At 65.3% G+C, this 22,087-nt stretch carries 33 protein-coding genes and 1 tRNA gene; 15 read left to right on the top strand and 19 right to left on the bottom strand.

What is annotated here, in order from left to right:
• Positions 1 to 41: 41 nt before the first annotated feature.
• From IE266_RS23805 to IE266_RS23755, 11 genes are all read right to left on the bottom strand, one after another.
• The gene (locus IE266_RS23805) at positions 42 to 581 is read right to left on the bottom strand and encodes a phage-derived protein YdaY family protein (protein WP_189682638.1); all 540 of its coding nucleotides are present in this window, start codon (positions 579 to 581) and stop codon (positions 42 to 44) included.
• An 11-nt stretch (positions 582 to 592) separates the two neighbouring features.
• Complete coding sequence (locus IE266_RS23800) at positions 593 to 1,549, bottom strand: phage tail tube protein (RefSeq protein WP_189682637.1); 957 nt, start codon at positions 1,547 to 1,549, stop codon at positions 593 to 595.
• Between the two features lie 21 nt (positions 1,550 to 1,570).
• Positions 1,571 to 1,993 carry an acyl-CoA transferase gene (locus IE266_RS23795; protein ID WP_189682636.1) on the bottom strand — a complete coding sequence of 141 codons (423 nt, stop codon included), beginning with the start codon at positions 1,991 to 1,993 and terminating at the stop codon, positions 1,571 to 1,573.
• Between the two features lies 1 nt (position 1,994).
• The gene (locus IE266_RS23790) at positions 1,995 to 2,657 is read right to left on the bottom strand and encodes a DUF6441 family protein (RefSeq protein WP_189682635.1); all 663 of its coding nucleotides are present in this window, start codon (positions 2,655 to 2,657) and stop codon (positions 1,995 to 1,997) included.
• Positions 2,654 to 2,971: a head-tail joining protein gene (locus tag IE266_RS23785; protein ID WP_444544514.1), complete on the bottom strand. Its 318-nt coding sequence runs from the start codon at positions 2,969 to 2,971 to the stop codon at positions 2,654 to 2,656. The genes IE266_RS23790 and IE266_RS23785 overlap by 4 nt, the downstream gene beginning before the upstream one ends.
• 2 nt (positions 2,972 to 2,973) lie before the next feature.
• Complete coding sequence (locus IE266_RS23780) at positions 2,974 to 3,315, bottom strand: DUF2190 family protein (protein ID WP_189682633.1); 342 nt, start codon at positions 3,313 to 3,315, stop codon at positions 2,974 to 2,976.
• 95 nt (positions 3,316 to 3,410) lie between these two features.
• The gene (locus IE266_RS23775) at positions 3,411 to 5,471 is read right to left on the bottom strand and encodes a prohead protease/major capsid protein fusion protein (RefSeq protein ID WP_189682632.1); all 2,061 of its coding nucleotides are present in this window, start codon (positions 5,469 to 5,471) and stop codon (positions 3,411 to 3,413) included.
• Between the two features lie 13 nt (positions 5,472 to 5,484).
• Complete coding sequence (locus IE266_RS23770; RefSeq protein ID WP_189682631.1) at positions 5,485 to 7,026, bottom strand: phage portal protein; 1,542 nt, start codon at positions 7,024 to 7,026, stop codon at positions 5,485 to 5,487.
• Positions 7,027 to 7,029: 3 nt separating this feature from the next.
• Positions 7,030 to 7,233 carry a phage head-tail joining protein gene (locus tag IE266_RS23765; protein WP_189682630.1) on the bottom strand — a complete coding sequence of 68 codons (204 nt, stop codon included), beginning with the start codon at positions 7,231 to 7,233 and terminating at the stop codon, positions 7,030 to 7,032.
• Positions 7,233 to 9,242 carry a phage terminase large subunit family protein gene (locus tag IE266_RS23760; RefSeq protein WP_189682629.1) on the bottom strand — a complete coding sequence of 670 codons (2,010 nt, stop codon included), beginning with the start codon at positions 9,240 to 9,242 and terminating at the stop codon, positions 7,233 to 7,235. The genes IE266_RS23765 and IE266_RS23760 overlap by 1 nt, the downstream gene beginning before the upstream one ends.
• Positions 9,242 to 9,874 carry a hypothetical protein gene (locus IE266_RS23755; RefSeq protein ID WP_189682628.1) on the bottom strand — a complete coding sequence of 211 codons (633 nt, stop codon included), beginning with the start codon at positions 9,872 to 9,874 and terminating at the stop codon, positions 9,242 to 9,244. The genes IE266_RS23760 and IE266_RS23755 overlap by 1 nt, the downstream gene beginning before the upstream one ends.
• 192 nt (positions 9,875 to 10,066) lie before the next feature.
• Here IE266_RS23755 and IE266_RS23750 point away from each other — a divergent pair, with 192 nt between their 5' ends.
• Complete coding sequence (locus IE266_RS23750) at positions 10,067 to 10,516, top strand: hypothetical protein (protein WP_189682627.1); 450 nt, start codon at positions 10,067 to 10,069, stop codon at positions 10,514 to 10,516.
• A 72-nt stretch (positions 10,517 to 10,588) separates the two neighbouring features.
• On the opposite strand, the gene IE266_RS23745 is transcribed toward IE266_RS23750, so the two are convergent.
• The 7 genes from IE266_RS23745 to IE266_RS23715 form a co-directional block, all read right to left on the bottom strand.
• Positions 10,589 to 10,664 (bottom strand) — tRNA-Met (locus IE266_RS23745).
• 169 nt (positions 10,665 to 10,833) lie between these two features.
• Complete coding sequence (nusG, locus tag IE266_RS23740) at positions 10,834 to 11,490, bottom strand: transcription termination/antitermination protein NusG (RefSeq protein ID WP_189682626.1); 657 nt, start codon at positions 11,488 to 11,490, stop codon at positions 10,834 to 10,836.
• Positions 11,487 to 11,864, bottom strand: coding sequence for a hypothetical protein (locus IE266_RS23735; RefSeq protein ID WP_189682625.1), 378 nt, complete (start codon positions 11,862 to 11,864; stop codon positions 11,487 to 11,489). The genes nusG and IE266_RS23735 overlap by 4 nt, the downstream gene beginning before the upstream one ends.
• Complete coding sequence (locus IE266_RS23730; RefSeq protein ID WP_229864440.1) at positions 11,861 to 12,400, bottom strand: hypothetical protein; 540 nt, start codon at positions 12,398 to 12,400, stop codon at positions 11,861 to 11,863. The genes IE266_RS23735 and IE266_RS23730 overlap by 4 nt, the downstream gene beginning before the upstream one ends.
• A 237-nt stretch (positions 12,401 to 12,637) precedes the next feature.
• Positions 12,638 to 13,267 (bottom strand): hypothetical protein, encoded by a 630-nt coding sequence (locus IE266_RS23725; protein ID WP_229864438.1) that lies wholly within the window; start codon positions 13,265 to 13,267, stop codon positions 12,638 to 12,640.
• The gene (locus IE266_RS23720) at positions 13,267 to 13,518 is read right to left on the bottom strand and encodes a hypothetical protein (protein ID WP_189682623.1); all 252 of its coding nucleotides are present in this window, start codon (positions 13,516 to 13,518) and stop codon (positions 13,267 to 13,269) included. The genes IE266_RS23725 and IE266_RS23720 overlap by 1 nt, the downstream gene beginning before the upstream one ends.
• Complete coding sequence (locus IE266_RS23715; RefSeq protein ID WP_189682622.1) at positions 13,515 to 13,970, bottom strand: cupin domain-containing protein; 456 nt, start codon at positions 13,968 to 13,970, stop codon at positions 13,515 to 13,517. Before IE266_RS23715 ends, IE266_RS23720 begins: the two co-directional genes overlap by 4 nt.
• Before the next feature lie 229 nt (positions 13,971 to 14,199).
• Here IE266_RS23715 and IE266_RS23710 point away from each other — a divergent pair, with 229 nt between their 5' ends.
• Positions 14,200 to 14,451 carry a hypothetical protein gene (locus IE266_RS23710; protein WP_189682621.1) on the top strand — a complete coding sequence of 84 codons (252 nt, stop codon included), beginning with the start codon at positions 14,200 to 14,202 and terminating at the stop codon, positions 14,449 to 14,451.
• Positions 14,452 to 14,867: 416 nt separating this feature from the next.
• Here the strand turns inward: IE266_RS23710 and IE266_RS23705 are convergent, their stop codons facing one another.
• Positions 14,868 to 15,326, bottom strand: a complete 459-nt coding sequence (locus IE266_RS23705; protein WP_189682620.1) for a hypothetical protein — start codon at positions 15,324 to 15,326, stop codon at positions 14,868 to 14,870.
• A 162-nt stretch (positions 15,327 to 15,488) separates the two neighbouring features.
• On the opposite strand from IE266_RS23705, the gene IE266_RS23700 reads away from it, so the two are divergent.
• The 13 genes from IE266_RS23700 (at position 15,489) to IE266_RS23640 (ending at position 21,817) form a co-directional block, all read left to right on the top strand.
• Positions 15,489 to 15,764 (top strand): hypothetical protein, encoded by a 276-nt coding sequence (locus tag IE266_RS23700; RefSeq protein ID WP_189682619.1) that lies wholly within the window; start codon positions 15,489 to 15,491, stop codon positions 15,762 to 15,764.
• A gap of 587 nt (positions 15,765 to 16,351) precedes the next feature.
• Positions 16,352 to 16,663 carry a helix-turn-helix domain-containing protein gene (locus IE266_RS23695; protein ID WP_189682618.1) on the top strand — a complete coding sequence of 104 codons (312 nt, stop codon included), beginning with the start codon at positions 16,352 to 16,354 and terminating at the stop codon, positions 16,661 to 16,663.
• Positions 16,664 to 16,897: 234 nt separating this feature from the next.
• Entirely contained in the window at positions 16,898 to 17,158 is a 261-nt protein-coding gene (locus IE266_RS23690) for a hypothetical protein (RefSeq protein WP_189682617.1), read from the top strand.
• On the top strand, positions 17,155 to 17,349 hold the full coding sequence (locus IE266_RS23685) for a hypothetical protein (protein ID WP_189682616.1): 195 nt from the start codon (positions 17,155 to 17,157) through the stop codon (positions 17,347 to 17,349). The genes IE266_RS23690 and IE266_RS23685 overlap by 4 nt, the downstream gene beginning before the upstream one ends.
• A gap of 21 nt (positions 17,350 to 17,370) precedes the next feature.
• Positions 17,371 to 17,742, top strand: coding sequence for a YfdP family phage-associated protein (locus IE266_RS23680; RefSeq protein WP_189682615.1), 372 nt, complete (start codon positions 17,371 to 17,373; stop codon positions 17,740 to 17,742).
• A gap of 31 nt (positions 17,743 to 17,773) precedes the next feature.
• Positions 17,774 to 18,784, top strand: coding sequence for a DUF2303 family protein (locus IE266_RS23675; protein ID WP_189682614.1), 1,011 nt, complete (start codon positions 17,774 to 17,776; stop codon positions 18,782 to 18,784).
• A 55-nt stretch (positions 18,785 to 18,839) separates the two neighbouring features.
• Entirely contained in the window at positions 18,840 to 19,037 is a 198-nt protein-coding gene (locus tag IE266_RS23670) for a hypothetical protein (RefSeq protein ID WP_189682613.1), read from the top strand.
• A 107-nt stretch (positions 19,038 to 19,144) separates the two neighbouring features.
• A complete protein-coding gene (locus tag IE266_RS23665; protein WP_189682612.1) occupies positions 19,145 to 19,465 on the top strand; it encodes a hypothetical protein in 321 nt (106 codons plus the stop codon).
• Positions 19,462 to 19,689, top strand: coding sequence for a hypothetical protein (locus tag IE266_RS23660; protein WP_189682611.1), 228 nt, complete (start codon positions 19,462 to 19,464; stop codon positions 19,687 to 19,689). Before IE266_RS23665 ends, IE266_RS23660 begins: the two co-directional genes overlap by 4 nt.
• A 25-nt stretch (positions 19,690 to 19,714) precedes the next feature.
• Complete coding sequence (locus IE266_RS23655; protein WP_189682610.1) at positions 19,715 to 19,954, top strand: hypothetical protein; 240 nt, start codon at positions 19,715 to 19,717, stop codon at positions 19,952 to 19,954.
• Entirely contained in the window at positions 19,951 to 20,601 is a 651-nt protein-coding gene (locus tag IE266_RS23650) for an HNH endonuclease (RefSeq protein ID WP_189682609.1), read from the top strand. The genes IE266_RS23655 and IE266_RS23650 overlap by 4 nt, the downstream gene beginning before the upstream one ends.
• Positions 20,598 to 20,801, top strand: a complete 204-nt coding sequence (locus tag IE266_RS23645) for a hypothetical protein (RefSeq protein ID WP_189682608.1) — start codon at positions 20,598 to 20,600, stop codon at positions 20,799 to 20,801. The genes IE266_RS23650 and IE266_RS23645 overlap by 4 nt, the downstream gene beginning before the upstream one ends.
• Positions 20,795 to 21,817, top strand: coding sequence for a tyrosine-type recombinase/integrase (locus tag IE266_RS23640; protein ID WP_189682607.1), 1,023 nt, complete (start codon positions 20,795 to 20,797; stop codon positions 21,815 to 21,817). The genes IE266_RS23645 and IE266_RS23640 overlap by 7 nt, the downstream gene beginning before the upstream one ends.
• Positions 21,818 to 22,087 lie beyond the last annotated feature (270 nt).

Raw genomic sequence — 22,087 nt, 5'->3', positions numbered from 1 at the left:
CACGCGCAGCTGCCCGCGCAGCTTCAGGACCAGCGCCCAGGTCAGCCTGCCTTCTTCGGTTTGCGGGCGGTGCGTCCGGCGCGGGCATTCCCCGCAGAAGGTTTCGCAGCCTGCGCAGTAGTCTGCACCCCCACCGAAGTGCCATTCGGCGAGGGCGCAGAGACGTTTTTTTCATGCTGCACGATCAGCCAGCGCGTGAGGTAGACGGACGTGAAGGCATCATAGATCGGTGCGATATCGAGAAAGGCGTCGATCCGGTCAGGGGTGACCGGTGCGGGTTGCCCGTCTTCATCCTCGACACCATCCCAGCCATCGATCACGCGCCGAGCCACGGCTTTCGCGAACATCAGGCCGACGCGGCCCTTTGACCGGATCACCTCCGCCGACACTTCCGCGTCTTCTCCGACCTCGACCATCGCGCGGATCTCGTCGGCATAGGCGATCAGGCAGTCGTCGGCCTTGGCATCCTCGATGATCGAGGTGAGAGCCGGCCGCGCCATGATCGCGACACCGGGATCTCCTTCGTCGGCGCCCGCGATCAGTTGATACCGCTCGACGGCGGGGGAAAGGTTCAGTCTCATCGAGGCTCCGTTCAGCTCGGGTTGTCGAAATTCGCCATGTCGTTGACCAGCGTGGCGGTGCACATGACGCCCTCGACGTCATCCAGCGCCGCCTGCCAGGCAAAGGTTGCCTGCATCCCACCGGGGCCGGTGATCGGGAGCCGCGGGGCAGGCAGATAGACCGAATGCACCGTCAGCGTGAACTTGGTGCTGGCGTCGATCTCGTAATCGAAAACCAACTCGCACGGCGCGCCGCTGACAGCCTGGTCGAGCAGCGTGGTATCAGCGAAGCGGACGACGATCTCGCCCGACAGAGCAGCGATGGACGGATCGGCGCCCGCGATCTTGCCGTCGCTGCGGATTGTTTCGACCCGGTCGAGGTTGTTCGAATAGGTGATCTGACCCGATACCACGTTCGCGAGAAGGCTGCCTTCCCGGCTGATCGACCCGTTGAAGGAGCCGAAGCGCGTCAGCGCAAGCTCTTCCAGGGTGCCAGCCGCGCTCGAGGTTGCCTTGCTTTCACCCTGCGCCACGCAGTTGATCGTCGCGGTCACCAGCCCCGAACGCTGCATCGTCCAGTTGATGCTGTTCGCGACGACGCCAGTGAGCATGCGGTAGGACGGCACATCGGGGTTCCCTACCTCGACTGCCATGCTGGGCAGGCTCCAGGCTCCAGAGACGAACTCATGCGAATAAGGCGCCGAACCGCCGGTCGTCGTCGGCGCACCGAACAGGGCCTTCAGCCAGATGCCGAGAAAGCGGGCGTCGATCGGTACGACCACGTCGCCATCGGCGGTGATCGCGTCCTTGACCGGCGCCAGGGGATCACGCCCGTAGCCCAGGAGCTCGTTGTTCAGCAGCGGCTGTTCGCTGCCGAGCGTGGTCGAGGCGAAAGGCATCTTCCAGAAGCTGTTCGCCGCCGGCGCAGTGCCGTAGACAGATTCGAAGCCAAGCGCCATCTGCGCGCGGGCCCCCTGGGCGCGTGTCATGATCGGTCTCCTTTCGGTTGGTCAGGCCAGCGGATCGCTGGTGGAATAGGTCAGGCGGACACCGATGGTGGCTGCCTTCAGTGGGATACTACCGACGAACGGCAGCTCGACCGGCACCGGCGCAACCGCCTCGACCCAGTCGCAGAGGCCACCCAACGTTCGATCCGCCGCGATGGCGGCGCCGATGAGGATCTTCAGGTCATCGAAGGCGGCATCGCTGTCGTCGGCCTGCACGAAGAGGTCGAGTTCGACCTCGTGCTCGTAGATGTAGGTGGTCGGCGACAGCAGAACTTCGGGGGGGCCAGGATCGCCGTCATGCAGGATAACCAAGCCGCCCGCGGGAACTGTTTCGGGCAGCCCTGTGTTGCGCTCCACGGTCGGTCCCCAGACGTCCTGGAGAACTGTCAGCAGCGCGGTCAGAACGGTTTCGGACTTGCTTGCCATCTCAGTCCTTCCATTCCGCCGCGATGATCGACGGCAGTTGCCCCGCGATGGCTTCGGCCGCGCGGCCGAGGTCGAATTTCGGGCGCAGTTTCGCCTGAGGGAGCAGAACGAAGATCGGAGTGGTCTTCCTGGCCTTCCGCTGGCGCCCTGCCCGTTTCCAGCTCACCGGATCGGAGATCGTCCTCTCGATCGACGTTCCATCGTCGACCAGGAGCGCCGGGCGCCCCTTGCGGTAGACGAAACGCAGCCTGCGGCCCGTTTTCTGCTCCCAGCCCAGAGGGGTAATCCGCTTGTTTCCGGCCGCCCGCATCTTGCCGATCTCCGCAATCGGGATCGCCAGGTAGAACCCAGAGCTGGAGCGGATCAGCGCGCCGCGCTCATGCGCATCGACCACCGTCGCCGCACTGGCATCGGTGCCCCGGTTCGGCCTGACATAGACCAGCGAGGCGGCGTTCAGGCTCTCGCCAGCGGACGGATAGGTTTCACCGCGAACGGTGTTGGCGAGCTTGCGGCCGAGACCGCCCGCCGCGATCAGCGAACGCCAGCGACCCTTCAGCTGCAACTGCGCCTTGTTCATGGCGCGGGTGATCCCGCGCTCGGCGAGGCGGATCAGGCGCTCTGCATCTTCGGCCGGATCCGGCGTGAGCGAAAAGTCGAACCTCACGTCACCGGCCTCGTCTCGATCCGCCAGACCAGGCGCTGTTCGTCGCGCACCGGCATGCCCTGCACGACGTAGCGATTGCCGAGATAGGTGACCTCGTCGCCCGCGACCGGAGCCGCTACCGCGGACGTCGGGACATCGAACGCGAAAGTCTCGCTGACGATCCGGTTGCGCCCCCCGAACTCGACGGTCTCGTCGGGGCGAGCGGGAATGATCCGGATGGCAACCGAGCCGGACCCGCCCGGATGATAGAGCGCGTCCGAGGCCATGTTGGCATCCCGGAAGATGGCCGCCATTGCAGTTTCGAACGCGCCCATGATCAGGCCGCGGTGCCGTTCAGGCGGACCTTGCCGAGCGTCTCGCCAGCGCCCGAACCGACCGCCTCGTAGGCCACGCCGATCAGGGTGTTGGCCGTGGCCGTAGTGGTGCAGACCTTGTTGGTGTCATCCCAATAGACCTTGGCGCCGACCGTCCAGGCCTGCGAACCGACCTTGGGCAGCTCGAAGACACCGGTCGTCTTGATCTCGCCGGTCTCGCCGTCGGCGATGCTACCGGCGCAGACCCCAAACAGCGTGCCGGACAAAACGCCGTCGCCCGATGCAAAGTCGGCCCCCGAGGCCGTAAAGGGGAACATGTCCCCAAGTCCGATATAGTTCTTCATGGATCCGATCCTTTCTCGATCGAGGGAGGAAGTTCCTCGGGCCCTGCGCCCGAATGGTCAGGGCGCCAGCGAGAGCCGGCGCCCTTCGGTCAGCCTCAGGCCGGGGCCGCGCCGGGGTTCTTGTAGAGGCCGCGGTGGTCGATTGCCTTGGCGGCAAAGTCGTGACGAGCCTTGATCTCCATGCCGTCGACCTCGAAGCCCATGCGGGTCTCGGTGTAGACGCCCTCCTGGCCGTCCAGGTAGGCGTATTCCACCGTGTCGACGCGCGACGGATCGGCAGCCAGGAACCAGGGATCTTGCCCCGAGGACGGGATGAGGCGCGGTTCGCCGACGATGTCGTAGGTGCCGGCAAAGGCGTTGACGTCCGAGGTATTGCTCGGCGTGGTCGAGGCGACCTGCTTGCGAGCCTCGACCCAGCGCTGGCCGGTCGGCACGATCAGGAAGCGCGGGCGGATCGAGATCAGCCGGCCCTCGAGGCCCTTCTGCTTGCTGAACGCCTTTTCCGCCGCAGCCAGCGAGGTCTCGTTGATGACCGCTGCGGTGCCGAGGTTGCCGTGGTTGGCATGGAACAGCGCGACGCCATCGGCCATTGCCGTGTTGTCGATGAGGATGCCGTAGACGATGTCCGACTCGAGGTCGGCAGCCGAGGCACCGAAGGCGGCCGGAATGCGGGTGAAGGCGTTCAGGTCGTCGTTGATGATCGCCTGCCGGGTGACGCCCAGGATTTTGCCATAGGTCGCCAAGGCATAGGTCTCCTTGCCCTCACCCATGGTGCCATACTTGAACTCGCCGCTCTCAAGCACCTTGCTGAGATCCGGCGCGCCGCCCAACTGGACCCGGTTCACCGGCTTGAAGTCGACGATGGTCGACCGGCGCGCCCAGGCCATGAAGGTCCGCTGGGTCGAGGCGTAGGCATCGCGCAGCGTCTTGTTGGCGACGTTCGCCAGGATCTCCGGGAAGTCGCTGGTCGAGTGGTAGCCTGCCGAGCGCATCTGGAACGCCGCGGCGGAGAGTTCCATCTTCGACATGCCACGGGTGTTCACGCCGCGCCGGCCGAGCGCATCGCGGGCAATTTCCAGCAGCGTCATGCCGCGGAACTCACGGCCATCGGTGGTCAGCTCGATCACGCCGGGGTTGTGGCGGTGCATCAGCGCGTTGACCAGCGCATCGCGATACTGCTCCTCGGTCTGGCCGTTTCCGCGCGCCTCAGCCGGGCGCGGCTCGAAGGAACGTTCGTTCATGGGGTCTGCTGCCTCCAGCTTATCCAGCACATCCTTGCGGGCCAGCTCGAGCGAGACGCCCCGTGCGACCAGGTCGTCACGGAATGCATCGTCGAGGCCATGGCGCGCACAGAGCCGGTTGATTTCGGTAATCCGCGCGCGCTCTTCGCTGCGCACGGCATCGGTGTCGGCAACGGCCGTCTGACCGGTGGCCACGGGTGCGCCCGCCGGCGGAGCGGCCGGCGCTTCGCGCGTCTGCAGTTCGCCTTCCGGCGCGGTGCGGCCCTGTTCCTGCCCGGCCGCGGGCTCCGTCTTCTTGGACATCTGCGTCCCTTTCTGGCTGGCCGCGGCTGCGGCGGTGACGTCCTGCCGGTTCAGGACACATGCAAAGCGATTCACCGTCCCACCTTCGGAACGGATGGTCGCGCCGGGATCGGCGGGCATGGCCACGGCCGAGATCTCGTAGGGTTCCCAGTCGACGGCGCGGTAGTGATCCCGCTCGCCGTCCTTCTTGGTGATCTGGTATTCATGCACCCGGTAACCGACCGACACCTTGTTGATGGTGCGCTCGAGGATGCGCTGCACGATCGGCGCGGCATCCGCCGCCTGCGTCAGGCGGATCTTCGCGGTTCCCTGCCCGCCCGAGATCCGCACGGAGCCAGGCACGACCGAACCGATGACGGTGTTCAGCCCCCAGGACCGGTGGCTGTCGAGGAACGGTGCGCCGCCGTTCAGGCGATCGAGCCGCACCGCGCGGGACGAGACCTCGAGCTCTTCGTCGTAATCGACGACATCCCAGCCCTCCCAGCGATAGCGCTGCACGGTCGCGCCGGTCGTCCAGACCACCTCGATCGTCCGCTCCTCGGTGTCGATCGTGTCGGCAACAACCGTTGCCTCCCGCCCGATCAGGGGCAGGTCAACCATGTCCTTCGCCATGTCTTGTCCTCTTTCAGGTGGCCGGGTTGTCCGGCTTGGTTGCGGTGTCCGCTTCGCCCGGCGAGGTCGACTGCGCCTGCCCGACGCGCGTCACCTTGCGCGGGTCGCTGTCGAGTACGAGCCCGAGCTCATCCGCGATCTTCAGGGCCTTGATCTGCTCCTCGAGCACCTCGCGCAGGTCATACCCGCGTTTGGCAATCTGCTGTGGCAGGCTCGAGAACCCTGCGCGGGTCTCAAGCAAGTCGGTCTGTGCGTCCTGCCAGGGATTGACGCTTTCGAAGCGCGGCGGGGCCCACTCGACGGGAATGTCGGGCTGCTCGATCAGACCCGCCGTCCAGGCCGCCTCGCAGAACCAGTCCCAGATTCGCTGGCAGAACATCGGGATCACGACCGACCACTGCACCTGCTCGACCATCCGGCGGAACTCGTTGAGACCGGCGCGATTGCTCGAGAAGTTCGCCTGACTCATGTCGTTCGTCATCAGCGCATAGGGCACCCGGAAGCCGGCCGAGATGATCAGCATCTGGGTGATGTTCCACTCCCGCACCCCGCCCGAATTCGCCGGCGAGTTGAACTTGATGTCGCGGCCATTGGTGTAGCCGAACATGCCGGGGCGGAAGGACTCGATCGCCTTGCCGTCGCTGTCCTTCACCTCCGGCGTGATGCCCGCGGTGCCGTCCCCTTCTTCGCCGACAACGACGCCAACCAGGCAGGCCTCGGTCTTCTTGCGCACCATCTCGGCAACCTGCCAGTCGCCGAGATCCTGCAGCGCCCGGATGGCCGGTGTTCCCCAAGGCACACCGCGCGATTGCACCCGCTGGCGTTCGAACAGGTGCGCGACATTCTGGGCCGAGATGCGGATGCTCTCGAACTTGCGCCGGAACGCCGGCGAGGTGTCGCCGGGGTGGTCCGGAAACATCCAGTATCCGACGCGTCGGCCCGTGCGATCGTATTCGATGCCCGTCGAGATCCGCGTTCCCTCGCTGCTGTCGTCGAACTTGCTGCCATCCAGGTGATCAGCCTCGAACAGCTCGATCTCCAGGGGAACTGGCGACGTGCGACGGGTGCGCCGCGGACGGCGGAGGGCGAACAGGTCGCCCCCCTCGATCATCTCGCGTACCGCCAGGGCCGTCAGACCATGAAAGTCGGTATGACCATGGGCATCGCACCGCGCCGACCAGGCCTGCCAAAACTTGTCGATCTGCTTGTCGAGCTCGGGCTTCCCCGTCGCCGCGCGCGGCCGGATGCCGGTTCCGACGATGTTGTTGACCAGCACCTGCACCGCCTGCGCAGCCAGCGCATTGTTGCGCACCAGGTCGCGCATTCGGTCGCGCAGCAGGCCGCCGGCCACGCGGATCTCCGAGTCGGCCGAGGTGTTCGCCGTGCGCCACCCGTCTGAGAGACGGCCCTTGGCCGCGCCATCATAGGCCCGCCGCAGGTTGGCGCTTGCGATCCGCGCCGAATAGCGCTGCTGCGCGGCACGCGGCGAGAAGAACTCGAGCACCGCCTCCTGCCAGCCCCAGCTCACCCCACGATCGGTTGTCTGCTCGCTCATGGATCAGTCCCGCGAAAAGGTGGCATAGCCGACGCGCGGCTTCGCCTTGCCGCCCTGCGACGAGATTTCGGCTTCGATCGTGCGGATGCGGCGCAGCAGGTCGGCTTCGCTGCCATACTCGATGCGTTTCCCGTCGTACTGCACGACCACGGTCCCGGCGGCGTAGGCCGATTTCAGCGCGTCGAGCTCGATCTGCGTCCAGGCCATCAGAACCAGTTCCCTTTCTTCGCGCCGGCGCCGAACCAGTCGGACGTCTCGGCGGGTTTCGTCTTCTGCGGCGCTTTCGCAACCGTCGGGGCGACCACCACGGTCTGGTCGAACAGATCCGGCTGCGGTTCGAGCGGGGCCGCGCCGCGCTCGGCCTCGAAGGCCGCCCACTGCTCGGCGGTCAGCGAGGTCCAGCCCTTCCGGCGGGCAGCGGCCTCGGCATAGTTCATGGTGTCGAGACCTTCGTTGCGCCGGGTCGGCTCGACCAGCTCCCAGCTGCTGGTTACCACCCCGGTGCGGCTGCGCTTCAGCACCCGAACCTCCGAGGTCACCTGCCGGTAATACTCGTCCCCCATCCCCCTCGGGAAATGGCAGTAGCCGCGCTCGATCGGATCGTCCTTGTCGAGCCAGGTGTAGAAATCAGCCTTCAGCTGGCCGACGTTGAGGTTCCAGCCCCGCTTCTGCCGGCGCTTCGCGGCACCATCGGCGCGCCGCTCGAACTGCTGCGGCACCATCACGGGACCAGTCGCGCTGTTCGACCCCTTCACGATGATGACCCGTGACCAGGGCCACCGCTTGGCAAAGGACCACACGTCCTCGGTATAGGTGCCGCCGTCGATCGCCATCATGTCGAGCGGCAGCCTCAGCCCGCGTTCCGTCCGCCAGGTCGTCTTCAACAGCGCGTCGAGGGCAGCGCGCCCTTCGTCGTCGCCGATGTGATGCGGGATCACCGTGTAGTCGACGACCCACCGGCGATAGTTCTCGCCGAAGGCGACAACGTGCACCTCGATCCGGTCGCCCTGGCAGTCGACCCCAGCTGTCAGGATCACGCCACGCGCCGGCACCACCGACCTCGGCCGACCTTCACCTTCGGGCGCGTTCTCCACGCGGTTGCGCAGCAGCTCCCAGTCCGGCCCCTTGCTCGCCTGCTCGTAGGGCAACCCGAGGACGTCGTTGTAGAACGTCTGCTCGGTCTCGGCTTCGACCTTCTCGGCGATCGCCGCCTCGGTCTCGCCGCTGGTCCGGACGCTGGTCCAGCCCATGACGCGGGCATAGTCGATCGCGATCGAGGCCCAGTCCCGCTGCGGCGCATAGGCGCGCCACAGGTGAAACCCCGGATGATCGCCTGCCGGGTTCTGCGGGATCCACCTGCCCAGCCCGACGATCTTCTCCTTGTCGGCGTGCGAGATGACGCCGCCACAGTCGTCGCAGCTGAAGCAGGCTGCGTGCAGACGTTCCGGATCGAGGTTCTTCCGGAAGTTCTCCCAGGTCAGCGGCGCCTCATGCCCGCAATGGGGACAGGGCACGAAATAGAGACGACGGTCGCTCCGGTCATAGGCCTTCGAGATCCGGCAGGTGCCCTTGATCTGCGATGTGGACACCCGGAGCAGCTTGGCATCCTCGAACCCCGACGCCCGGCTCTCGGCCAGGGCCTCCGGATCACCCTTCGCCGTCATCTCGAACTTGGCGACGTCATCCATGACGACCAGGCGGCGCGTGGTGCCGGCCAGGTCATCCGGAGAGCCTGCGCTTGCCACCTTCAGGGAGCCGTTGCGCGACAGCGTCTCCTGGTTGAACTTGGCGTCCTTGTTGTCGCCGCGACCGTCCCCGAAGATCCGTTTCAGGCTCGGGGCCTGCCGGCGCATCGGCAACCACTTGTTGTCGACCCATTCCGTCGCAGCGCTGGTCGTCGGATGCACCACCAGGCTGTCGAGCGGCCCGAACTCGTGCCACGCGCCGACAACCGGATTGACGATCGAGACCGTCTTGCCCCACTGCGCGGAACCCCGGATCGTCACCTCCCGTGCCGGATGCTCAGGCGACAGAACCTCGTGGATCTCCCGCAGGAACGGAAACCGGTCGATCCGGAACGGCCCCGGCATCGGCGAACGCTCGTCGAAGACGATGTTCTCCTCGCACCACCGGGTGATGTCCGGTTTTGGCGGCGGCGCGATCGCCTCAGCCAAAGCCAGCGCGACGATGCGCTCGGCAGAGGTCAGGAAGCCCATCAGATATCCGCCGCGCGCTCTTCGTCATCCAACCCGGCGGCGGCCGCGCGTTCGGTCAGCGTATGCGTCCGAGCGCCGCGATGTTCCCGCCAGGTCTCGACCAGGATCTGCCGAACCGTGCGGTAGTCGACCCCCAGCCGATCCGCGATCCGGCGCGCAGCTTCGCGCATAACCGTCTCGAACTCGGCGATTTCCTGACCGATCTGCCGGGCGACCTCTCGTTGAACCGTCGCGACCAAGACAACCGTGCCCTCGGCTTCGGCATTGGCCCGGCGAAGCTTGCGGGCCTCTTCCTCGACCTTGACGATCCGCGCCAGCTCGTACCGGTCAGGATCGTTCGGCTTCAGGACGTCGCCCAGCCGATCCTTCGACGGCGGGACATCGTCATCGCTATCGATGTCCGTCGCCTGGACCTCGGCGATGCGCTGCTTGGTGGCAGAGCCGTTCCCAAGCATCTGGCCCGGATCGAGCTTGCGGTTCAGCGCGTCGGCGCAGGCCTTGAGCTCGAAGCGCCGGGCACGCCCCTCGCCCGAGTAGCAGCCGTCGAGCCGACCATCCGCCACCAACTGGCTGATCCGCCCACGGGTCAGGTTCAGCTTCGCCGCCAGCTCGGTTGCGGTCAGACCCGACATCACCATTCAGCCCTAGTTTAACCTCTGCCGTTGTTTAGCCCGCCCGAAGTTTAGGCTTCTCCAAGTGTTTAGCGCCGCGAAACCCACGCGCTTCAGCGCACCGTATACGGCCTGGCGCCGGGAGGACCCGAGGGGGTGGGGTATACGCCACCCCCCTTTCACGCTGCGCCAGCGTCGGGCATGATCCCGAGCATGAATCGCATCATCCTCGCCATCGCCCTGCTTCCCTTGCCCGCCTTCGCCCAACAGGTAAGCGATGCCGCCCTCGCCGAGTGCCAAGCGCAGCACCAGTCTTACACCGAGGTTATGGAATGTTTGCCTTTGGTGGAGACAGCACACCGGATGCTCGCGGCCATCAGCACAGAGGAGGTCTTCGCGCCGGCCGCGTCCAACGTTCTGCCATGGTGCAAAGAGCACAATGAGCTAACCGCAAATGTTTGGCAGTGCGTACACACCGCGATCACTGATGCCGGAAAGCTTCTCGAAATGGTTGGCGATCCGAGCCGAATTAACGATCCAAGGTTCGCGACGATAGCGAGCCCTGGGGCCACCGAACGTCTTTCTTCCCTAATTCGCACCGCCATGGAAGAGTTCGGGCCCGGCGTCGGACACTACGTGATCGGGACTAAGCACTTCGAATAGGCCGGCCACCCGCCCCGCCGCTGCAGAGGGCCATTGCTATCGCGCCTGTCGGCGGGCGCGCTCCAGGTATTCTGGTTGCCGGGGATGGGATCGAACCATCGACCTCCAGCTTATGAGGCTGGCGAGCTACCGCTGCTCTACCCGGACAAAGGAAAAGCCCGGCCGGGTATCCCCGCCGGGCGTGTTTCAGGCTGGTCGTTCCGAGCGTTTGCAACCGGAACTCGCCGCTCACCCGCCGGGCGCTGCCGCCATTTGGGCGGGGGCGTTCCGGCATAGAGCTGTTGGGCACGGAACCTAGGCGACCGATTCGCCGTCTGTCAATCCGTTTTGTGAAGAGGCGTCAGCGCACCATCCGAAGCATCCGCCAAGATCTCGCGCCCGAACAGCTGCAGCCGAACCTTCGCGCCGCCATCCGCCTTGATCTCGATCACCTCGCAGGGGAACTCGGCAAATGGCCCGGTATGGAACAGCGCCCTATCGCCCGGATGCAGCAGCTGCCTGCGCCGAACGGCCTTGCGCGCCTCTTCGCTCGCAGCGTCGATCTTGCGCATGGCGTAGATGGCACGAAGCCCCTGCGGCCGCAGAATTCCCCAGTGCCCTGATGATCGGCACAGGGCGCCCAGAATGAACGGCGTTCCGGCAACGAGGTGCTCGAGCGGATCCCCTGGAAACCGGGCGAAGACATATCCCGGCAAGTATCGCCGCTGATATTCACGAACCCGGCCATGCTGGACGGATCGCCGGGACAGTACCGGATGGAAGGCATAGACGCCACGCCGTAGCAACCAGGCTTCGGCTTGGTCCTCGCGCTGCGGCGGCACCCGCAGGGCATACCATCGCTGCGGTCCCACACTGAAGATCGCCCGGTTGCCCGCATCCGCCGCGCCGCAGTAGCGCGCCTCTAGATCCGCCACGAGCTCGGCGTCGAAGCATTTGCCCTTGGGAGGAAGGGCCAGGCGGTCATCGTGCATCATCGGAATTCCTCGCCGAACGGCCGCACCGGCAGCGTATTGAGCCACTCATTCACCTCGGCCGCGGGGATCTGGCAGAGATCAGGTTCGAGCCGTCCACGGCGCGCGGGGAGTCGGCCTCGCCTTCGCTTCGACGGAAACACGTCTGCGGACACCACCTCAAATTCCCCGTCACGCTCTTTCTGGAGCAGGGTCCAGGCCTCTCCACGGCGATCCCGCAACCACTGCCGGCGCGCCGCATTCGTCTGCAGGTGAACCGGACGTTTGAAACCCCACTGGCCAGCCTGAGCTATCCAGATTTCGAGATCGGCGGTCTTGGCGCGATCAAGCGTCGGAGCCAGCCACCCGCGCGGGAGATCGGTAACATCGCCAGTCATGCCGACACCGATCCGACCAGGGCTTCGACCCGCTCGAGGGTCCGATCATACCACCCAGCCCACTGCAGCTCGTCTTCGCGCACCGTCACGCCGCGCGCCTGGCGATCACGCACCAGGTCGCGCCGCTGGTTGTGGGTCTTTGCCCGCTCGGCCGCGCGGACGCGGTCCTCCGGGTAGATTGGCGGGCGCTTCTTCGACTGCCAGAACTCGAACTCGGCCACCAGGCGGCCGCCGGCCAATGCCTCGCGCCCCGCCGCAGAGCCGAACCAGCTCGCCAGCTCCGGCACCTCTTCGAGCGGGCGCGGTTGCACCTTCTCGGCCCAGCCGACCACCGTGGCGTAGCACGGCCAGAAGCACCGCGCGCTGCCCTCGCCCTTGGTCAGCAGCAGCTCCCGCAGCCGAGCGAGCGAGGTGTCGCTGGCATAGCCCAGGTAATCGGCGATCCGGTTCAGGCTGGCCTTCGCCTCGTCGTCACTGGTCCCCTTCGGGAAGCGGAAGCCCGCATCCGTCAAAGGGTCGATCAGGAGCCGTCGCACCCGATCGCGTTTGGTTTCCTCGATTTCAGGTGCAACCGTCGTTTCCATGCTCGGCCCCTCTCTCAGCAGTTTCTGAGTTATCCACAGGCGCGGTCGGTGCAGAGTGTCGCGCAAGTGTCTGTTTCTTTTTCTTTATCTCTGTCCTTGTCTTTATCGTGCAGGACACTTCGAAATTGTCCGAGGACTGTCCTGAACTGTCTTGCGGACAGTCTCGAACAGTTCAGGACAGTGTGCGGATCACCCCGTGCGCGCCCTCCCGTTCAGGTGCACCATGTGCTGCGACCAAGCGGTCATGGCACGCTCGACCCAGACGGCCGTGCGGTAACCGCAGCCCTCTTCGACCAGCCAACCGTCCATCCAGAGGATCGCCGCGTCGTTCTTCGCCAGCTCCGCATGCAGCCCGGCCACTGTGCGCCTCAGGCGCTGCAGCCGCTTCGCCGTGTTCGCGGCGTCGTTCTTGGCGATGCTGCTCTCTTTCCCGGCGATGGCATCCAGGACCGTCTTCAGGACGATCGGATGGTAGAGGCGGATTTCCTCGCCGCAGCGACATGGGCGCCACTTGTGCAGGGGGCCATAGTCGAGCTGGCACAGGGCCTTGAAGTGGGAGGCATCGGCACCTGCAAGCCGCGCCAGGACATCCGGATCACGGGGCAAGGTCCCGATCGGAGAATGGTCGAAGGCGATGTTGATGAGATCGAAGTAGAGCGCCCGACACTCCGGCGTGCCCCTAAGACGCATGTCGGAATTCAGCCAGCGCCGGCGCTCCCAGGTCATGAACCAGTGGCTGTCGAGGCGATCGTCGACCGTCAGCGGGTAGTCCGGCAGGTCGTCGACATCGATCGAGGTTAGGGCGCGGATCTGCGACATCAGAGTTCCCCGCGGCGTCGGGCGCGCTCAAGCACGTATTTCACCTGGGGAACGGTCAGACCGAGCTTGTAGCCGATCCTGCCCGGCTTCTTCCCCTCACGGTAAAGCCGCAGAATTTCGGGCTCGCGACTGACCACCTCCGGGTTGCGCTGGCGCATGTTGGTCGGCGGTCGACCATCCACCATGCCCGCGCGCTTGTAAGCGGCCCTGGTGGCGGCGGCGCTGGCCTTCATCGCCTCGAGCCCGGTCATGTCAGCTCTCCGCAGCCGCGCCCGATCTCTCCCTCGTTGTCGCCAACGAAGTCGCGCCAGTGGACCCAGCCCTTCGGACAGTGAAAGCCCCACTCGCGGACGCGCGGGCCAGTGATGAATAGCGTCTCGGTCGGCTCGCCGTCGATCAGCTCGAGGCGGTGCGAGAACTCGGGGCCGCGATATATGCAGTCCCCGACGTTCACGATCCGCGAGCCCTCCGCCGTCACCTCTCGCAGGCGCCCCGAGGTCATGACCGAGAAGCTCGGCCAGGGGTGATCGTGCAGCGCCCTGTCGTCGTCGTCGCGCAGGAACCGGTGATAGTAGACGTTGAACTGGTCGTTGCGCGGGATCAGCCACCAGCGCAGCAGGTAGGGCCGATCGGGCGTGCCGATGATGAAATCCGGCGCGCGCGTGGGCTGCAGGGCGGCGAGCTGGAGCGGAGCATCAAGCATGGAGGCCCCCACGACATATGGGGGTCGGCGATCCACAGGCTACAGCATGGCGCAACAATTGCATTGCAGCCAAGGCCGTTAGCCCTAACGTTTTGGGTTGCCGGGCCAGCGACTGCGAATCGCTGACCCGGCGAGCGAACCTGCGGCGCTTACCGCAGCTCAACCCGGCAGCGGGCCCAACGGTTTGCCAACCGCCCGCTGCCTCCATCGCCACGAGGAGCACCGTCCCATGGCAATTCAAAAACACCCCATTACAGGGGTGGAACTGAACGTTCTGTCGAAGAAACGCAAGTTCCTCGACGACGTCGAAGCCGTCACCGTCTTCCTTTTGCGCTTCGAAGGCGTCGACACGACTGAGATCACCCACAAGATGGGCACCAATCCCGCGCGCGTGGCCGAGGTTCTGAATGGTGAAGTGCACCCCAAGGCGCGAACGCAGGCATTGAGGCTGATCCAGGAGCGTAAGCTTTCGTTGTTGTGATGCGCCGCCCTCGAAAGGCGGGCGCGGGATGGCCCCGCGCCCCAGTCCAACAGGAAGATGAGGGGGACATACCGCGCGGCCGCGCCCCCTCCGGTCACGGCGAAGCGGATCAAGGACTGTGGACCCCGCGCGGTTGTTCGGAAAAGGGGCGCGGCGGGACAGAACCGCCGCGCCCAGTTGATCGATCGGTGCGAGTACGGTCGCGCCGGTCGAGGCATTGACTGGTCGGATCAAGTTCGTTCGCGACCCCTTCACGACAAAAAAGGCGTTTTCAGAGCGCGACAAATGTCCCGAATCGCAAATAGCCTCCCTAACTGAGGCAGTGAAACCGCGCGGGTTACTTCTCGGTCGCAACGCGCGCACGCCCGAGCAGGCGGCTGGTCGTCGGCACCCTCTGCGGCGGCCAGCCCAACCCATCACGCCGCACCCCGCTCGCTGCGCAACGCAGCACGCTGCCGGACGAGCGAGGCGATGGCTTCGTCGATCTCGCGCTCGGCGGCCTCGATGTCGCGGGGCGAGCGCGTGTCCGCCGCCTGGATCGCGGCCGCCTGCGCCTCGCCGCATTCCTTGGCGACCAGGCCGCAACGCGCATAGAGGCTGATGACGTCGGCGGCGGGCAGCACCGGCTGATAGACCCCGCCTGCCAGGTCAGAGAAGAACTCCGCCAGCGGCAGCGCGCAGCGCGCGTCGATCATCGCCAGCCGCACCAGGTAATTCACCCCGATCCCGCCCGGCCGCGCCTCGTTGCGCTCGGTGCCGTAGGAGACGGTGCTGTTGGCGAGGCCGAGCTGTTCTGCGACAGCTTCGACCCCGCCGGCCGCCCGATAGCACCGCTGGACTGCGTCCTGGATGGTTCCTGCCTTCGTTGCCCTCATGGTGTGAATTGCTCCGCAATCGTTTCGCTTGAGCCAACGGAGCGCCCAGACGAAAATTGATATGTTCCTGAATGAGTGCCAACCTGGCCGGCGGGCCGCATAAGCTTTGGGAAAGGAATGCGGCCCGCCAGTCCCAACCGCGCACAGGAGGCACAGCGGGAAATGAGTGACATAACAGCAGCCATTGAGATGCTGCTACGCCGACACATGGCCCTGGAAGGTAAGCTCGAGGCCCTGACCCAAGTATTCGCGACGGTCTTGGCGCGAGCGGCGAATGAGTCAAACGATGCGACGGGATACATCATCACCGCCCTAGCCCCAATGACAGCCATGGCCGAATCCTTCGACCAAGACGATCCACAAATGGCATATGTCGCCGAGAGGATCCTGGACTTTGCCGACCAGCTCGAAAGCTCCGCTCTGTCTCGACTGACTTGAGGTCTCCGGCTGCCCTCGCAACCGCCAGTTGACGGTCGAATTTCGCGACAGCCTCGCTCAGATCCCGTATAAGTTCGCCCCTCATGTGAATTGCTCCGCAATCGTTTCGCTTGTTGCGTTTCAGGTCAGGCCGCATGCTCCGGGCATGTCAGTGGCCTGTTGGATAGAGAGTGCCGGACGGACCGCTCCGGGGAGGAGGAGGGGAGCGATCCGTCCGGAGCCGCCGAACACCGGGGGATGTTGCGGACGGGGTTCATCATGCCACAGCCCTCACCGCCGGATCGTGCAGCCTTACGACGTCATCCGCAGAGACGGTGAACCCTCTTCCTTGCGCCGCAGATATCAGCGCTCGGTGAAACCTTGCTGGAATGGCGCATTTTTGCGCCCACTTGTGGACCTGCTCACCAGTCACGCGCGGCCCCTCTTCCGGCAGGTGGTTGTTCATATCGACAGCCACGGCCGCTCGGGTCGGCCAGAGGTCTATGACGTCGCGGATTGTGGAAAAATCATCCATGCAAGTTCGATAATGGAAGAATCTTCCATATGTCAAGCATGGAAAAGACTATGGTGGAAAGGATCCACTGGGCATGCCAGTTGACCCCATGACGCCAAAGATCACACCCCCCAAGCTCGACTCAGTCGAGATCGGAGCTCGCCTCCGCATCGTTCGCGAGGCTCTCGGCCTTTCCAGCGGAGACTTCGCGCGGTCAGTAGGGATAGATCCCTCCAGCTACTCGAAAATCGAGTCCGGCAATAAGCCTTTGAAAATGGACATGGGTTTCGCCATCGCCGAGGCGTATGGCGTCACCATGGACTATTTATACCGAGGCCGACTGACTGATTTGCCTGACCGCGTGGCAGAACACCTGCGCCAAACCCTCAAGGGCCAAGACGAGTAGATCCGATCGATCTTCAAGCCAGTAACAACCGCGACCAGGAAGACCACCCGGTCGCGAACAGGAAACTTACCCAATTACTTAACTCCCCCAAGAATTCAGCATCTTAGTCCCACCTGACGCCCCATAGCGCCAAGAAGATTTCAGCAACAAATTTGGACGTTTCTTCCATTTCATAGTTGACAATGGAAGAAACGTCCATTCTTTTCACCTCCATCGCAACCGATGGAGGCACTCATGGCCGACCGCCAAAGCCCCGCCCACCAAGTCATAGCCAACCCGGTCGCCTTCGCTGACCGGCCTTGGCTCTATGCCGTCGCCTGGGACATCCTGCTGACCAGCCGGGGCCGCACCTTCCACGTCGACACCGCCGGCCCTGCCCGGCACCACATCGAGCCGGAACGCCCCGGCGACCTGATGGACCGCATCCGCGCCCGCGCCGCCGAGATCGGCTGGCCGGCACGCCGCACCCTGATCTGCCCCGGAGCGCGGACGTGACCGGCTTCCAGATCGCCCTCGTGGTCATCACGTCGCTTGCCGTCTGTGCCTCGGCCTTCGCCATACGGCAGTCCCTCTGCGACCTCGAGGACGCGCGCGATTACGACGTGCCTCCGCCCGCCCGGCGCTGGCACGTGCCGACCTGGGCGATCACGGCCGCGCTGCTGGCCGCGTTTCCGCTCTCCCTTTGACCCCAACCGAAAGGCGCACCCATGCCCTCCGACGCCCAATTTGACATCCGATCGCTCGACCAGCTGGTCGCGCTGCTCGACGGCGGCAATTTCCTCAACGAGGTGATGACCGCCGTCGCAGACCTGCAGAAGACGCTGATCGACTACCGCGACGACCACGGCGGCAAGCCGAAGGGCGATGTGACGCTCAAGCTGCGCTTCCAGCTGAACAAGTCTGGCGATGTCACCATCGGCGGCGAATACGAGGTGAAGCGCCCGAAGGCGCCGCCCGCCGCCGGTGTCGCCTATGTCGACGAGGACGGGAAGCTCTCCCTGCACTCCCCGATGCTCACCCGCATGACGATCCGCGACGTGACCCCGCCCGAGCGCGAGATCCGTCCCGCCGCCGAGTAAGACCAACCGCAACCCCCAGAAGGGAAACCCCATGCAAGACCTAGAGCAGACCCCCGAGAACGTCGCGCAGACCATGCGCGACGTGATGATGCAGCGGGGCGACGTCGAGATGATCCCGGTCACAAAGGACGCCGATGGGCTGCAACTGATGCTCGCCTCGGTGCCGCAGGGCCGCACGGTCCAGGACTTCACCCCCGCGCTCCGCAAGGCCGAGCAACTCTACGCACCGCACCGCCGCACCGGCACCGCCAAGCTCAAGACGCTGCAGAGCCTCATCGACTGGGCGATCCGCTTTAAGGGGCCGGAGAGCGCTCTCTTCGCCAATCCCGACCCCGGCGCGGCGAGCCTGACCTGCATCGCCAACTATCACGCGACCGGCCCGGCGAGTGGCGAAGGCAGCGATCCGACCGCGCGCTGGCTCGACCACGTCGGCCGCTACGAATTCCCGCTCTCGCGCGAGTGGAAGCTCTGGAAAGCGATCACCGCCGGACCGATCAGCAAGGAAACCTTCTGCGAGTTCATCGAGGCCAACGCCAAGGATCTTATCGACCCGACGCCGGCCCTGCTGCAGCAGGACAAGGTGCAGCCGACCGAGGACTGGGAACGCCGCCTGATCGAGGTGGCCGGGAAGATCATGGGCCGGTTCGGCCAGGTGCGCCAGCTGATCCAGCTCGGCCGCGAGTTCCAGGTCAACGAGAACAGCACGCTGGACGTCTCGCGCGACCCCGACACCGGCGCATCGCGCTTCCAGTTCAAGTCCGAGCACCAAGACGCCAGCGGACGGCCGATCAGCATCCCGAACCTGTTCCTGATCGCGATCCCGATCTTCCACGGCGGCGATCTCTACCGCCTGCCGCTGCAGTTCCGCTACCGCAAGTCCGGGCCCGAGGTGAAGTTCATCCTGAACCTCTACGACGCCGAGACAGCCTTCGAGACCGCCTGCAACGAAGCCGCCGAGCTCGCGGCCGCCGAGACTGAGCTGCCGCTGTTCATCGGCGAGCCCGAAGGCCGCCCGCGCCTCGACGGCAACCATTCCAGCTGACGCATCCTCCCGGCGCGCAGGCCGCGCCGGGGCCACCCCACGCGAGATTGCCCACATGCCCGCATTTCCCTTCGGCGCCCCCAGTGCCGCCCCGCCAGTGCCGCAAGCCACCACTCACGAAAAGACCGCGGCGCTGGCGGATGGCCCTGCCACCAAGCAGGCCATCATCCCGGTTCACAGCTGCAGCAGCTCGATAGCGCAATACGCCTCGGTCACCATCCCGGCCGCGCCATGGGATGCGCAGGCCAGCTGACCGAACCCACCGGATGCGCGGCGCGGTGCCGCGCGCCCTCGCCGCGGGCGCTTGGCCCAATACCCTGCCGGGGCGGCGAGGGCATTCAGATCGAAAGGAAACGCCGAATGACCAAGGTCACAAACTTCAAAGAGCAAGAACCGGCCCTCGACCTCGCCATGCGCGAGTTCATTGCCAGCACGATCAGCACTGCATCGCGGACGATGGCCGCAACCTTCCGCATGGCGCCGGCCTACACCCTGTCCATGCTCATCCGGCGGTGCATCGGATACCTCATGGTCTACGATGCCATGGCGACAGCCGACTATCTGGAAGCCCTCGCGCAGGAGGCGCGGGGAACTGATGCCTATGCCGCGCAGCAGGGCGCCTTCCAGCGCATCGTCAACGCAGCAGAGCTGACCGACCGCATCGCCATGGGCCAGGCATGAGCCGGCCTTTCGACTACCCGCCAGAGCGGTTCTGGCAGTTCTCGATCGGCGCGGTCGTCAGCTGGTCGCGCAAGATGCAGACCGACGGCAAGCGGCAGGAGATCGGCCACGTCGTCGGCCTCGACCAGGACGCCGAGAAGCTGCCGCTGATCCAGGTGCGCTGGCAGGACGGCCGCACCGAGACAGTGACACCGCATTACCTGAGAACGCAGCGCGACCTGTGATCGCGGCAAGACGGAGATCGACACCATGGGCACCCAGCTCGGCGACCTGAACAACCACCTCTTCGCGCAGCTCGAGCGCATGGCGCGTGATGACATGACGCCCGAAGAGATAGAGCGGGAGGTAAAGCGCGCCGACGCCATCGTCGGCATCTCCGAGCAGATCGTGCGCACTGCCGACACCCGCCTGAAGGCCGCCAAGCTCTACGCGGATCACGGCGACAAGCTGCTGCCGCACCTGCCCCTGATCGGGAAGTCGGAACCATGAGGGGCGCGCCGATCACCTATTCGGCCGCCGAGCTCGCCTGGATCGAGGCCAGGCACGAAATGCCGCGCCGAGATCTCTTTGCCGCCTTCGTCGCCACCTTCGGGCGCAGCGACGTTACCCAGGCCAACCTGACAGCGCTGTGCAAGCGGCGCGGATGGCTGACCGGGCGCACGGGCAGATACGAGCCTGGTCAGACGCCCCAGAACAAGGGCAAGAAGATGCCCTACCACCCGAACAGCGCGGCGACCCGCTTCAAGAAGGGCCACCGAGGCGGGGTAGCCGAGAAGAAGTACAAGCCAATCGGCACAGAAAGGGTCACCAAGTACGGATACCTCGAGCGCAAGGTCAACGACGACATGCCGCTGCAGGCCCGATGGCGAGCGGTGCACCTGATCCACTGGGAGGAGCGGAACGGCCCGCTGCCGAAGGGTTACGCGCTCAAGTGCCTTGATGGCGACAAGCTGAACACCGACCCGGCGAACTGGGAAGCGATTCCGCGCGCGCTGCTGCCCAGGCTGAACGGGCGCTTTGGCCGGAACTACGACACCGCGCCGGCCGAGCTCAAGCCGACCATCATGACCATCACGAAACTCGAGCACCGCGCGCGCGAGCTGCGCCAGCAAGAGAGGAAGGAAGACGCGACATGACCAAGCATGCCCCCATCCTCGCCAACGAGAAGACCGCTGCCGCCCTGCTCGACTTGACCGCGGCCGAATTCCGCCGCCTTGTGGACGCTGGTCACCTGCCACGCGGCCGAGAAATCGCGCCCGGTTTCGTCCGATGGGAAACCGAGGAGCTGCGACGGATCTGCAGCGGTGAGGCCGTCGAGGGGAACATCGAATGGTGAAACGCGATCTGCCGTTTTTCTGGCGCAACCGCCACGGGCGGCCGAATGTCCGGATCAAGGGCAAGGTCTACCCGATGCGCGACGAGAAGGGCGTCTGGCACGAGCCAGGCACCGAGATCGGCGACCGGATATACTGGGAGATCCGCACAGGCCGGCAAGTCGAGATCCGCCGGTCATGGGGCGCCGCGATCGACCTGCTGCGCCATTCCGATCGCTGGGCCGCGCTCTCGCCCCGATACCGGGGCGACCTGGAGCCAGTGCTGATCTACCTTGCCGAGAAGATTGGCCGCCGCGACGTACGCCGCCTGACGCAGGCAGACATCTACGAGGCGATGGACAAGAACAAGCACCGGGTTCGCTTCGCGAATTACATCCCGGTGGCCATTAGCCTCATCTACAAGGTCGTCGTGCGCAAACGTTGGCTGACCGACAACCCCGCGGCGGGCATCGAGCTGCTGAAAGTTCCCAAGGAACGGCGCCAGCCGCATATCCCATGGACGGATGCCGCCGTCGCGAAATGGCGCGCCGAGGCCAAACCGCTCGAGCGGCTGATCTTCGAGATTGGCGTTGGCAGTGTCCAGCGGCCGGGCGACTGGATCGGATTCACCTGGGGCGATTATGACGGAGACAGCCTGCGGCTGAAGCAGAACAAGACGGACAAGCCTTTGATGCTACCCTGCACCGCAGCCCTGAAAGCCGCCCTGGACGAAGCCAAGGCCGCCCTGCCCTTTTCACCGATGCCTAGCCGGCACATCCTGACCAAGGCGGACGGATCGCCGCTGCCCTATCGCCGGATGGCCGAGATCATGCGCGCAGAGCGCGAGCGCCTCGAGCTGCTGGCCTACGACCTCCACGCGTTGCGCTACCGTGGCGTGAAGGAGCTAGCCTGGGCCGGATGCGACGACGACGAGATCATGAGTTATTCAGGGCACTCGACGAAGGCGATGGTGCGGCTCTACGCGGGCGAGGCCAGGCAGGAGATGGCAGCCCGGAGGGCGCGGGAAAAGCGGCGCTAGCCTGTCGTCCTGCGAAACCGGTCGTTGTGTAGGCTTCAGGGCCGGAAACAGTTTTGCCATGGCTCAACCCACGGCCTGCGATCACGCCCGGTGACTCAATCGGATGGCATGCTTGTTGCGGGCTCTTCGTGTCCCCCAGAACTTTCAAAGCCGCCTCCCCAATAGAAATAGGCCGCAAATAACACGACCAGAAGCATCATGACGGTCGCAAAGGATGATGTCCCGGGAAGTGGTGTAGCTCCTCATGGGCCTCGCGCTCACTGGCGGGCC

The organism is Seohaeicola zhoushanensis (genome assembly GCF_014656415.1).
In the GTDB taxonomy this organism is placed as follows: Bacteria; Pseudomonadota; Alphaproteobacteria; order Rhodobacterales; family Rhodobacteraceae; genus Seohaeicola_A; species Seohaeicola_A zhoushanensis.
The sequence above is the reverse complement of the archived record's forward strand: the minus strand, read 5'-3'. Positions and strand labels throughout refer to the sequence as shown.

Bases quoted from the DNA above. Each gene is read 5' to 3' on its own strand.
- IE266_RS23660 (WP_189682611.1), top strand. From the start codon at position 19,462: ATGAGCCGGCCTTTCGACTACCCGCCAGAGCGGTTCTGGCAGTTCTCG.
- IE266_RS23770 (WP_189682631.1), bottom strand. From the start codon at position 7,026: ATGAGCGAGCAGACAACCGATCGTGGGGTGAGCTGGGGCTGGCAGGAG.
- IE266_RS23675 (WP_189682614.1), top strand. From the start codon at position 17,774: ATGCAAGACCTAGAGCAGACCCCCGAGAACGTCGCGCAGACCATGCGC.
- IE266_RS23710 (WP_189682621.1), top strand. From the start codon at position 14,200: ATGGCAATTCAAAAACACCCCATTACAGGGGTGGAACTGAACGTTCTG.
- IE266_RS23700 (WP_189682619.1), top strand. From the start codon at position 15,489: ATGAGTGACATAACAGCAGCCATTGAGATGCTGCTACGCCGACACATG.
- IE266_RS23735 (WP_189682625.1), bottom strand. From the start codon at position 11,864: ATGACTGGCGATGTTACCGATCTCCCGCGCGGGTGGCTGGCTCCGACG.
- IE266_RS23775 (WP_189682632.1), bottom strand. From the start codon at position 5,471: ATGGCGAAGGACATGGTTGACCTGCCCCTGATCGGGCGGGAGGCAACG.
- IE266_RS23800 (WP_189682637.1), bottom strand. From the start codon at position 1,549: ATGACACGCGCCCAGGGGGCCCGCGCGCAGATGGCGCTTGGCTTCGAA.
- IE266_RS23690 (WP_189682617.1), top strand. From the start codon at position 16,898: ATGGCCGACCGCCAAAGCCCCGCCCACCAAGTCATAGCCAACCCGGTC.
- IE266_RS23760 (WP_189682629.1), bottom strand. From the start codon at position 9,242: ATGGGCTTCCTGACCTCTGCCGAGCGCATCGTCGCGCTGGCTTTGGCT.
- IE266_RS23725 (WP_229864438.1), bottom strand. From the start codon at position 13,267: ATGTCGCAGATCCGCGCCCTAACCTCGATCGATGTCGACGACCTGCCG.
- IE266_RS23755 (WP_189682628.1), bottom strand. From the start codon at position 9,874: ATGTCGGGTCTGACCGCAACCGAGCTGGCGGCGAAGCTGAACCTGACC.
- IE266_RS23655 (WP_189682610.1), top strand. From the start codon at position 19,715: ATGGGCACCCAGCTCGGCGACCTGAACAACCACCTCTTCGCGCAGCTC.
- IE266_RS23695 (WP_189682618.1), top strand. From the start codon at position 16,352: ATGCCAGTTGACCCCATGACGCCAAAGATCACACCCCCCAAGCTCGAC.
- IE266_RS23715 (WP_189682622.1), bottom strand. From the start codon at position 13,970: ATGCTTGATGCTCCGCTCCAGCTCGCCGCCCTGCAGCCCACGCGCGCG.
- nusG (WP_189682626.1), bottom strand. From the start codon at position 11,490: ATGATGCACGATGACCGCCTGGCCCTTCCTCCCAAGGGCAAATGCTTC.
- IE266_RS23705 (WP_189682620.1), bottom strand. From the start codon at position 15,326: ATGAGGGCAACGAAGGCAGGAACCATCCAGGACGCAGTCCAGCGGTGC.
- IE266_RS23640 (WP_189682607.1), top strand. From the start codon at position 20,795: ATGGTGAAACGCGATCTGCCGTTTTTCTGGCGCAACCGCCACGGGCGG.
- IE266_RS23645 (WP_189682608.1), top strand. From the start codon at position 20,598: ATGACCAAGCATGCCCCCATCCTCGCCAACGAGAAGACCGCTGCCGCC.
- IE266_RS23780 (WP_189682633.1), bottom strand. From the start codon at position 3,315: ATGAAGAACTATATCGGACTTGGGGACATGTTCCCCTTTACGGCCTCG.
- IE266_RS23665 (WP_189682612.1), top strand. From the start codon at position 19,145: ATGACCAAGGTCACAAACTTCAAAGAGCAAGAACCGGCCCTCGACCTC.
- IE266_RS23805 (WP_189682638.1), bottom strand. From the start codon at position 581: ATGAGACTGAACCTTTCCCCCGCCGTCGAGCGGTATCAACTGATCGCG.
- IE266_RS23650 (WP_189682609.1), top strand. From the start codon at position 19,951: ATGAGGGGCGCGCCGATCACCTATTCGGCCGCCGAGCTCGCCTGGATC.
- IE266_RS23750 (WP_189682627.1), top strand. From the start codon at position 10,067: ATGAATCGCATCATCCTCGCCATCGCCCTGCTTCCCTTGCCCGCCTTC.
- IE266_RS23720 (WP_189682623.1), bottom strand. From the start codon at position 13,518: ATGACCGGGCTCGAGGCGATGAAGGCCAGCGCCGCCGCCACCAGGGCC.
- IE266_RS23795 (WP_189682636.1), bottom strand. From the start codon at position 1,993: ATGGCAAGCAAGTCCGAAACCGTTCTGACCGCGCTGCTGACAGTTCTC.
- IE266_RS23670 (WP_189682613.1), top strand. From the start codon at position 18,840: ATGCCCGCATTTCCCTTCGGCGCCCCCAGTGCCGCCCCGCCAGTGCCG.
- IE266_RS23680 (WP_189682615.1), top strand. From the start codon at position 17,371: ATGCCCTCCGACGCCCAATTTGACATCCGATCGCTCGACCAGCTGGTC.
- IE266_RS23765 (WP_189682630.1), bottom strand. From the start codon at position 7,233: ATGGCCTGGACGCAGATCGAGCTCGACGCGCTGAAATCGGCCTACGCC.
- IE266_RS23785 (WP_444544514.1), bottom strand. From the start codon at position 2,971: ATGGGCGCGTTCGAAACTGCAATGGCGGCCATCTTCCGGGATGCCAAC.